Here is a 9,656-nt window from a genome sequence, read left to right as displayed (position 1 = left end):
CCGGCGCGGGCCGGGCGGCGGTGGCCGCGGCGGGCGCCGCCTGCGCCGGGGTGCCGGGCGCCGGCGTGGCCGTCGCGGTGTTCGCGGGCGTGGCGGGCGCGGGCGCCGCCTGCTGGCGCTGGGTCACGTTGCTCGATTGCTTGCCGATCGAGGTGCCGCCCCCCAGGCGTTTGGCGGCGTTCGCATCCAGCGTGGCGAGGGCCAGGCAGCATGCCAGGATGGCCGTCAGGGTCTTCATGAGTCTCCGTCCTTCTTCTTCACTCGATACCGGTCACTGCGTGCGTGCCTGTCAGCACTTGATGCCGACATGGAGGGCGACCACCCCGCCAGTCAGGTTGTGATAGTCCACGTGGCCGAAGCCGCATTCCTGCATCAGGGACTTGAGCGTGTCCTGGTCCGGGTGCATGCGGATGGATTCCGCCAGGTAGCGGTAGCTGTCGGCGTCGCCGGCCACCATCTGGCCCATGCGCGGGAGCACCTTGAACGAATACCAGTCGTAGACCTTCTCCAGCGGCTTGGCCACCCGGGAAAACTCCAGCACCAGCAGTTTGCCGCCCGGACGCAACACCCGGCACATCTCGCGCAGGGCCTGGTCCTTGTGGGTCATGTTGCGCAGGCCGAAGGCCACGCTCACGCGGTCGAAGGAGGCGTCCGCGAAGGGCAGCTTCTCGGCGTCGCACACGAAGGTGGGCAGCACCAGGCCGGCGTCGACCAGGCGGTCGCGGCCGGTGCGCAGCATCGTCTCGTTGATGTCGGTGTGCACCACCCGGCCCGTGGGGCCGACCTTGCGGGCGAAGGCCATGGAGAGGTCACCGGTGCCGCCGGCGATGTCCAGCACCTGGTGGCCGGGTCGCAGGTCGGCCACCGTGACGGTGAAGGCCTTCCACAGGCGATGCAGGCCGGCCGACATCAGGTCGTTCATCACGTCGTAGCGCGACGCGACGGAGTCGAACACGCCGCGCACGCGGCGCGCCTTGTCTCGCTCGTCGACCTGCTGGAAGCCGAAATGGGTGGTGCTCATGGTCAGGAATCTAAGGGGATTGGATCGCGCGGGGCTGACAGCCCTGCCGTGGGATCAGGAATTCGCCCGGTCAGTGGCCGCAGGACTTGCCCGCCGCCTGCGGCATCGGGTCGTCCCGCGAGCGGCCGGACTGCTGCAGGCGCTGCGCGTACTCCTGCCACAGCCGCTCCTGCTGCGAACCCAGGAAGTAAAGGTAGTCCCAGGTGAAGATGCCGCTGTCATGGCCGTCCGAGAAGGCAGGCTGCACCGCGTAGTTGCCGACCGGCTCGAGGCCGACCAGGGTGACCTCGCGCTTGCCGGTCTGCAGCACCTCCTGCCCCGGGCCGTGGCCCTGGACCTCGGCCGAGGGCGAGTACACCCGCATCAGCTCGAAGGGGATGCGGAAGTCCGCGCCGTCGGAGAAGGCGATCGCCAGCACGCGCGAGGCGCCGTGCACGGTGAGGGAGACGGGCGTGGGGGTATCGGGGGTGAGTCCGGCCATGGGGTGTCAGCGGGAGGCGCCGGGGGCGAGGCGCTGGCGCAGCGCGTCCTCCAGCGCGGGCAGGCGCGCGGCGACTTCGGCGAGGCGCGCGGCCGGGGCGGCCTGGCGCGGCGCGGCCCAGACCGGCGCGGGGAAGTGGGAGTCCCAGTCGTACCGGGCGATCAGGTGCCAGTGCAGGTGCGGCACCATGTTGCCCAGGGCGGCGAGGTTGATCTTGGCGGGGCGCAGGTGCTCGCGCAGGGCCTGCTCGATCGCGGCCACCGCCTCCATGCAGTGCGCCCGGTCGGCGGCCGGCAGGTCGGAGAACTCGGCGACATGGTCGTTCCAGACCAGGCGGTAGAAGCCGGGGAAGCCGGCCTCGTCCGCATGGATCACGCGGAAGCGGCCGGCCCGCAGCACCAGGCGGCCGCCTTCACCCTCGCACAGGGGGCAGGCGGCGGCCATCAGACGAGGACGCGCTCGATGCCGCCCTGGTTGGCGGCCTGCACGTACTGCGGCATCCAGTCGGCCCCCAGGAGCTGGTTGGCCATCTCGATGACGATGTAATCGGCCTCCAGCAGGCCGTTGTCCAGGTCGTTGCCGTAACGCGACAGGCCCTGCAGGCAGCTCGGGCAGCTGGTGAGGACCTTCACGTTGCCCTGGGCCGGCATGCCGGCCATGGAGCGCAGCGCGTCGGCCTCCTTGCGAAGCTGTTCCTCCTTGCGGAAGCGGACCTGCGTGGAAATGTCCGGCCGGTTCACGGCCAGGGTGCCCGACTCGCCGCAGCAGCGCTCGGTCTTGAGCACCTGGTCGCCCACCAGCGCCTTGACGGTCTTCATCGGGTCCTGCTGCTTCATCGGCGTGTGGCAGGGGTCGTGATAGAGGTAGGCGCCCTGGCCATCGAGCTTGTAGCCCTTCTCCATCAGGAATTCGTGGATGTCGACGATGCGGCAGCCGGGGAAGATCTTGTCGAACTCGTAGCCCTGGAGCTGGTCGTAGCAGGTGCCGCAGGACACCACCACCGTCTTGATGTCCAGGTAGTTCAGCGTGTTGGCCACGCGGTGGAACAGCACCCGGTTGTCAGTGATGATCTTCTCGGCCTTGTCGAACTGGCCCGAGCCGCGCTGCGGGTAGCCGCAGCACAGGTAGCCCGGGGGCAGCACGGTCTGCACGCCGGCGTGCCATAGCATGGCCTGCGTGGCCAGGCCCACCTGTGAAAACAGGCGCTCGGAGCCGCAGCCGGGGAAGTAGAACACCGCCTCGGATTCGGTCGTGGTCGCCTTCGGGTCGCGGATGATCGGGACGTAGTTCTTGTCCTCGATGTCCAGGAGCGCGCGCGCCGTCTTCTTCGGCAACCCGCCCGGCAGCTTCTTGTTGATGAAGTGGATCACCTGCTCCTTCACCGGAGGGGTGCCGTGCGTGGCGGGCGGCCTGGCCGCCTGCTTGCGACCGAAGCCGCGCAGCAGGTCGGCGGCGAAGCGCTGCGCCTTGTAGCCCACGTCGACGATGGCGGTGCGGGCCAGCTTGATCGTCTCGGGGTTGGTGGCGTTCAGCATCAGGGCGGCCGCGGCGCCACCGGGTCGGAACGACTTCTTCCCCATCTTGCGCAACAGGTTGCGCATGTTCATCGACACGTCGCCGAAGTCGATCTTCACCGGGCACGGCGTCAGGCACTTGTGGCAGACCGTGCAATGGTCGGCCACGTCCTCGAACTCCTCCCAGTGCTTGATCGACACGCCACGGCGTGTCTGCTCCTCGTACAGGAAGGCCTCCACCAGCAGGGAAGTGGCCAGGATCTTGTTGCGGGGGCTATAGAGCAGGTTGGCGCGCGGCACGTGGGTGGCGCACACCGGCTTGCACTTGCCGCAGCGCAGGCAGTCCTTGACGCTGTCGGCGATGGCGCCGATGTCCGACTGCTGCATGATCAGCGATTCGTGCCCCATCAGGCCGAAGCTGGGCGTGTAGGCATGCGACAGGTCGGCCTGCAGCGTCACGCCCACCGGCGTGGTGATCTGCGTGTCGCGCAGCAGCTTGCCGCGGTTGAAGCGGCCCTCGGGGTCGACGCGGCGCTTGTACTCGGCGAAGGGGGCGATTTCCTCGTCGGTCAGGAACTCGAGCTTGGTGATGCCGATGCCGTGCTCGCCCGAGATCACGCCGTCCAGCGAGCGGGCCAGCACCATGATGCGCTTCACCGCCTCGTGCGCAGCCTGCAGCATCTCGTAGTCGTCGCTGTTGACGGGGATGTTGGTGTGCACGTTGCCGTCACCGGCGTGCATGTGCAGCGCCACCCACACCCGGCCCTTGAGCACGCGCTGGTGGATGGCATTCACCTCCTCCAGGATCGGGCGGAACGCCAGGCCGTTGAACACCTGCTGCAGCGGCGCGCGGACCTGGGTCTTCCAGCTGGCGCGCAGGCTGTGGTCCTGCAGCTGCGGGAACAGGGTGTCGACGCCGTCGAGCCAGCCTTGCCACAGCGCGCGCACCTTCTGCAGCAGCGCCACGGCCTCGCCCACGCGGCCCTCGAGCAGTTCGGCGGCCGGGATCTCGCTGGCGTCGTCGCTCTTGCCCAGGGGCAGGTTGCCGCGCTCGAAGAAGGCCTGGAGCTCGTCGACCAGCTTGAGCTTGTTGCGCAGGCTCAGCTCGATGTTGATCCGCTCGATGCCGTCGGTGTATTCGGCCATGCGAGGCAGCGGGATCACCACGTCTTCGTTGATCTTGAAGGCGTTGGTGTGCTTGCTGATGGCGGCGGTGCGCTTGCGGTCCAGCCAGAACTTCTTGCGCGCCTCGGGGCTGATGGCGATGAAGCCCTCGCCGCTGCGCGAGTTGGCCATGCGCACCACCTCGGAGGTGGCGCGGGCCACGGCGTCGGCGTCATCCCCCACGATGTCCCCGATCAGGACCATCTTGGGCAGCACGGCGCGCTTGGACTTGGTGGTGTAGCCCACCGCCTTGAGGTAACGGTCGTCGAGGTGCTCCAGGCCGGCCAGCAGCGTGCCGCTGCGTTTCTGCTCGGCGAACATGAAGTCCTTGATCTCGACGATGCTGGGGACCGCGTCCTTGGCGTTGCCGAAGAACTCGAGGCAGACCGTGCGGGTATGGGCCGGCATGCGGTGCACCACCCAGCGGGCGCTGGTGATCAGGCCGTCGCAGCCCTCCTTCTGCACGCCGGGCAGGCCGGAGAGGAACTTGTCGGTCACGTCCTTGCCCAGGCCCTCCTTGCGGAAGGTCTTGCCCGGGATCACCAGGGTCTCGGTGCGCGCGGGCTTGCTCCAATCGATCTTCTTCGCGTCGCCCGGGAAGTAGCGCAGCTCGAAGGTCGCGACCTCGGCGTCGTGGATCTTGCCAAGGTTGTGGTCCATGCGAACCACCTCGAGCCACTCGGCCTGGGGCGTGACCATGCGCCAGGAGACCAGGTTGTCCAGGGCCGTGCCCCAGAGCACGGCCTTCTTGCCGCCGGCGTTCATGGCGACGTTGCCGCCCACGCACGAGGCCTCGGCGGAGGTCGGGTCCACCGCGAACACGAAGCCGGCGCGCTCGGCGGCGTCGGCCACGCGCTGCGTGACCACGCCGGCCTCGGTCCACACGGTGGGCACGGGCTGGGCATGGCCGGGGATGGCGACATGCTCGACCTCGGTCATCGCCTCGAGCTTCTCGGTGTTGATCACCGCGCTCTTCCAGGTCAGCGGGATCGCGCCGCCGGTGTAGCCGGTGCCGCCTCCGCGCGGGATGATGGTCAGGCCCAGCTCGAAGCAGCCCTTGACCAGGGCGGCCATCTCGGCCTCGGTGTCGGGGGTGAGCACCACGAAGGGGTACTCGACGCGCCAGTCGGTCGCATCGGTCACGTGGGAAACGCGCGAAAGACCGTCGAACTTGATGTTGTCGCGGGCGGTCAGGCGGCCCAGCACGCGCTGGGCGCGACGGCGCAGGCCGTCGACCTCGTCGAAGCCGCGGCCGAAGGCCTCGACCGCGCGGCGCGCGGACTCGAGCAGTTCGCCCACCAGGGCGTCGCGCGACGCGTCATGGTCCGGCGTGCGGCGCTTCTCGACTTCGCCCAGGCGGTGGTGGAGCGCGTCGACCAGCAGGCGGCGGCGCTGCGGGTTGTCCAGCAGGTCGTCCTGCAGGTAGGGGTTGCGCTGGACCACCCAGATGTCACCCAGCACCTCGTACAGCATGCGGGCGGAGCGGCCGGTGTGGCGCTCCCGGCGCAGCTGGGACAGTACCTCCCACGCACGCTCGCCGAGCAGGCGAATGACGATCTCCCGGTCGGAGAACGAGGTGTAGTTGTACGGAATCTCGCGCAGGCGAGGGGCCTGCTCGTCGGAGGCGGCCAGGAGGTGATTGAGCGTGGTCGGTGCGTTCATCGCATGCGGACAAATCAGCCGAAAGGATGCAGGACCGGCTGACAGGGGATCTTACCCGAGGGAGCCAGCCCTTCCTGCCCGAGGGACAAGGCGGCTTGCGGGCCGCGCGGCCCGGCAGAACAATGGCGCCAGGCCCGCGCCGCGAGTCCGCATGAAATCCTGGCCCTACCCCCTCTGGATCGCCCACCGAGGCGCCGGCCGCCTCGCGCCGGAAAACACCCTGCCCGCTTTCGACACCGGGCTCGCGCACGGCTTTCGGATGTTCGAGTGCGACGTCAAACTTTCTTCCGACGGCGTCGCCTTCCTGCTCCATGACGACACGCTCGATCGCACCACCAGCGGGCGGGGTCCGGCCGGCGCGCTGGACTGGGCGGCGCTGTCGGCGCTCGACGCCGGCGCCTGGCACTCCCCCGCCTTCGCCGGCACCGGCCTGCCGACACTGTCGGCCCTGGCCCGCTGGTGCATCGCGAATGACGCCCTGGTCAACCTCGAGATCAAGCCCTGCCCGGGCACGGCCGCCGCAACCGGCGAGGCGGTGGCCCGCGAGGCCCGGGCCCTGTGGGCGGACGCGGAGGTTCCGCCGCTGCTCACCTCCTTCGACGCCGAGGCGCTCGAGGCCGCGCGCACCGCCGCCCCCGGACTGCCCCGCGGGCTGCTGCTGGAGGCGCTGGCCCCGGGCTGGCTCCATGCGGCCCGGGACCTGGGCTGCGTCGCCGTGGTCGCCCACCACCCGCTGTGGACACCCGCCATGGCCGCCGACGTCCACGCCGCCGGCCTGCGCTGCCTGGCCTACACCGTGAATGACGCCGCCGAGGCCGCCCGCCTGCTGGAGATGCGGCTCGACGGGCTCATCACCGACCGGGTCGACCTGTTCGACACCGACTGGGTGCAGCGCCGGGCCGCCCCAGCCGAATAAAATCAGCCCCGACCAGACACCGACGGCATCCCCGGATGCCGTCTTTTCTTTTTGACGAAGACCATGAGCGACATCCCGCAGCAACCCGGCCTTTCCAGCCTGTCCAAGTCCTTCGAGCCGGCCGCCCTCGAGGCGCACTGGGGCCCGTTGTGGGAGCAGCGCGGCTACGGCCGGGCCGGCTTCCGCGGCACGGGTGCGGCCGACACCGGCGCCCCCTCGTTCGCCATCCAGCTGCCGCCGCCGAACGTGACCGGCACGCTGCACATGGGCCATGCGTTCAACCAGACCATCATGGACAGCCTCACGCGGTACCACCGCATGAAGGGCTTCAACACGGCCTGGATCCCCGGCACCGACCACGCCGGCATCGCCACGCAGATCGTGGTGGAGCGCCAGCTGCAGCAGCAGGGCGTGAGCCGCCACGACCTGGGCCGCAAGAACTTCGTGGCCAAGGTGTGGGAGTGGAAGGAGCAGTCCGGCAACACCATCACCACCCAGATGCGCCGCATGGGCGACACGGTGGACTGGTCACGCGAGTACTTCACGATGGACGACAAGCTCTCGCGCATCGTGACCGAGACCTTCGTCCAGCTCTATGAGCAGGGCCTCATCTACCGCGGCAAGCGCCTCGTCAACTGGGATCCGGAGCTCAAGACCGCCGTGTCCGACCTCGAGGTCGAAAGCGAGGAGGAAGACGGCTCCCTCTGGCACATCAGCTATCCCCTGGCCAGCGGCCAGGGCGCGCTGACCGTGGCCACCACCCGTCCTGAGACCATGCTGGGCGACGTGGCCGTCATGGTCCACCCCGAAGACGAGCGCTACCAGCACCTGATCGGCCAGCAGGTCACCCTGCCCCTGTGCGACCGCACCATCCCGGTCATCGCCGACGAGTACGTGGACCGCGAGTTCGGCACCGGCGTGGTCAAGGTCACCCCGGCGCACGACACCAACGACTACGCCGTCGGCCAGCGCCAGGGCCTGCCGATGATCAACGTGCTCACGCTCGACGCCAAGATCAACGAGAACGGCCCCGCCAAATACCAGGGCCTGGACCGCTTCGCGGCGCGCAAGCAGATCGTCGCCGACCTGGAGGCCCTGGGCCTGCTGGTCGAGGTCAAGAAGCACAAGCTGATGGTCCCGCGCTGCGCCCGCACCGGGCAGATCGTCGAGCCCATGCTCACGGACCAGTGGTTCGTCGCCATGAGCAAGGTCAGCGACAAGGACCCCACCGGCAAGTCCATCGCCCAGAAGGCCATCGACGCGGTCGAATCTGGCCAGGTCCGCTTCGTGCCCGAGAACTGGGTCAACACCTACAACCAGTGGATGAACAACATCCAGGACTGGTGCATTTCGCGCCAGCTGTGGTGGGGCCACCAGATCCCGGCCTGGTACGACGAGGACGGCAAGGTCTACGTCGCCCGCGATGAGGCCGAGGCCCAGGCCCAGGCGCCCGGCAAGACGCTGCGCCGAGACGAGGACGTGCTCGACACCTGGTACTCCTCGGCCCTGGTTCCCTTCTCCACCCTCGGCTGGCCGGAGAAGACGCAGGACATGGACCTGTACCTGCCGTCCACCGTGCTGGTCACGGGCTACGACATCATCTTCTTCTGGGTCGCCCGGATGATCATGATGACGACGCACTTCACCGGCCGGGTGCCGTTCCGTCACGTCTACATCCACGGCCTGGTGCGCGACGCGCAGGGCAAGAAGATGTCCAAGTCCGAGGGCAACGTGCTCGACCCGGTGGACCTGATCGACGGCATCTCGCTGGCCCCGCTCCTGGACAAGCGCACCACCGGCCTGCGCAAGCCCGAGACCGCGCCGCAGGTGCGCAAGCTCACCGAGAAGGAATTCCCCGAGGGCATCCCGGCCTACGGCGCCGATGCCCTGCGCTTCACCTTTGCCTCGCTCGCCTCGCTGGGCCGCAGCATCAACTTCGACTCCAAGCGCTGCGAGGGCTACCGCAACTTCTGCAACAAGCTCTGGAACGCCACCCGCTTCGTCCTCATGAACTGCGAGGGCCAGGACCTGGCCGAGGAAGGCGCGACCCGGACCGCCGCGGACCGCTGGATCGTCTCGCTGCTGCAGCAGGTCGAGGCCGAGGTCGCCAAGGGCTTCGACGAGTACCGCCTGGACAATGTCGCCAACGCCATCTACCAGTTCGTCTGGGACGAGTACTGCGACTGGTACCTGGAGATCGCCAAGGTCCAGATCCAGACCGGTGACGATGCCCAGAAGCGCGGCACCCGCCGCACCCTGATCCGCGTGCTCGAAGCGATCCTGCGCCTGGCCCACCCGGTCATCCCCTTCATCACCGAGTCGCTGTGGCAGGTGGTCGCCCCCGTGGCCGGCAAGGGCGGCGACTCCGTCGCCGTCGCACCCTACCCGCAGTCGCAGCCCGAGTTCATCGACGCCGCCGCCATCGCCTGGATGGGACGCCTCAAGCAGGTCGTCGATGCCTGCCGCAACCTGCGCGGCGAGATGAATGTCTCGCCCTCCACCCGCCTGCCGCTGTACGCCGTCGGCGACGCCGCCTTCCTGCGCGAGGCCGCCCCGGTGCTGCAGGCCCTGGCCAAGCTCAGCGAGGTCAAGGTCTTCGACGACGAGGCCGCCTGGGCCGCGGCCGCCCAGGCTGCGCCGGTGGCCGTGGTGGGCGATGCCCGCCTGTGCCTGTTCATGGAGATCGACGTCGCCGCCGAGAAGGCCCGCCTGGCCAAGGAAGCCGCCCGCCTCGAGGGCGAGCTGGCCAAGGCGAACGGCAAGCTCGCCAACGAGTCCTTCGTCGCCAAGGCGCCGCCCGCGGTCATCGAGCAGGAGCGCCTGCGCATCGCCCAGTTCAGCGCCACGCTGGCCCGGGTGCGCGAGCAACTGCAGCGCCTGGGTGCCTGAAGCCGGGGC

The 9,656-nt window shown here is 69.1% G+C and carries 6 protein-coding genes and 1 pseudogene; 2 read left to right on the top strand and 5 right to left on the bottom strand.

Annotated features, from left to right (window positions below; genetic code table 11):
* The 5 genes and pseudogenes from ACT80S_RS15065 to ACT80S_RS15045 form a co-directional block, all read right to left on the bottom strand.
* Window positions 1-238 (bottom strand): annotated as a pseudogene (locus ACT80S_RS15065) (Tim44 domain-containing protein); the annotation flags it as partial.
* A 51-nt stretch (window positions 239-289) separates the two neighbouring features.
* Window positions 290-1,021 carry a bifunctional demethylmenaquinone methyltransferase/2-methoxy-6-polyprenyl-1,4-benzoquinol methylase UbiE gene (gene ubiE / locus ACT80S_RS15060; RefSeq protein WP_377417255.1) on the bottom strand — a complete coding sequence of 244 codons (732 nt, stop codon included), beginning with the start codon at window positions 1,019-1,021 and terminating at the stop codon, window positions 290-292.
* Window positions 1,022-1,091: 70 nt separating this feature from the next.
* Window positions 1,092-1,502: a gamma-butyrobetaine hydroxylase-like domain-containing protein gene (locus tag ACT80S_RS15055; RefSeq protein ID WP_377417253.1), complete on the bottom strand. Its 411-nt coding sequence runs from the start codon at window positions 1,500-1,502 to the stop codon at window positions 1,092-1,094.
* A gap of 6 nt (window positions 1,503-1,508) precedes the next feature.
* Complete coding sequence (locus ACT80S_RS15050; RefSeq protein WP_377417251.1) at window positions 1,509-1,946, bottom strand: HIT family protein; 438 nt, start codon at window positions 1,944-1,946, stop codon at window positions 1,509-1,511.
* Window positions 1,946-5,842, bottom strand: coding sequence for a DUF3683 domain-containing protein (locus tag ACT80S_RS15045; protein WP_377417249.1), 3,897 nt, complete (start codon window positions 5,840-5,842; stop codon window positions 1,946-1,948). The genes ACT80S_RS15050 and ACT80S_RS15045 overlap by 1 nt, the downstream gene beginning before the upstream one ends.
* 151 nt (window positions 5,843-5,993) lie before the next feature.
* Here ACT80S_RS15045 and ugpQ point away from each other — a divergent pair, with 151 nt between their 5' ends.
* A complete protein-coding gene (ugpQ, locus tag ACT80S_RS15040; RefSeq protein WP_377417247.1) occupies window positions 5,994-6,758 on the top strand; it encodes a glycerophosphodiester phosphodiesterase in 765 nt (254 codons plus the stop codon).
* Window positions 6,759-6,821: 63 nt separating this feature from the next.
* Complete coding sequence (locus ACT80S_RS15035; protein WP_377417245.1) at window positions 6,822-9,647, top strand: valine--tRNA ligase; 2,826 nt, start codon at window positions 6,822-6,824, stop codon at window positions 9,645-9,647.
* The last annotated feature ends 9 nt before the right edge of the window (window positions 9,648-9,656 follow it).

It is taken from the genome of Ramlibacter sp. MAHUQ-53 (assembly GCF_052600055.1).
The sequence above is the reverse complement of the archived record's forward strand: the minus strand, read 5'-3'. Positions and strand labels throughout refer to the sequence as shown.

What these genes read in the sequence shown, in the direction of transcription:
- ubiE (WP_377417255.1), bottom strand. Translation starts at nt 1,021, where the DNA reads ATGAGCACCACCCATTTCGGCTTCCAGCAGGTCGACGAGCGAGACAAG.
- ACT80S_RS15055 (WP_377417253.1), bottom strand. Translation starts at nt 1,502, where the DNA reads ATGGCCGGACTCACCCCCGATACCCCCACGCCCGTCTCCCTCACCGTG.
- ACT80S_RS15050 (WP_377417251.1), bottom strand. Translation starts at nt 1,946, where the DNA reads ATGGCCGCCGCCTGCCCCCTGTGCGAGGGTGAAGGCGGCCGCCTGGTG.
- ACT80S_RS15045 (WP_377417249.1), bottom strand. Translation starts at nt 5,842, where the DNA reads ATGAACGCACCGACCACGCTCAATCACCTCCTGGCCGCCTCCGACGAG.
- ugpQ (WP_377417247.1), top strand. Translation starts at nt 5,994, where the DNA reads ATGAAATCCTGGCCCTACCCCCTCTGGATCGCCCACCGAGGCGCCGGC.
- ACT80S_RS15035 (WP_377417245.1), top strand. Translation starts at nt 6,822, where the DNA reads ATGAGCGACATCCCGCAGCAACCCGGCCTTTCCAGCCTGTCCAAGTCC.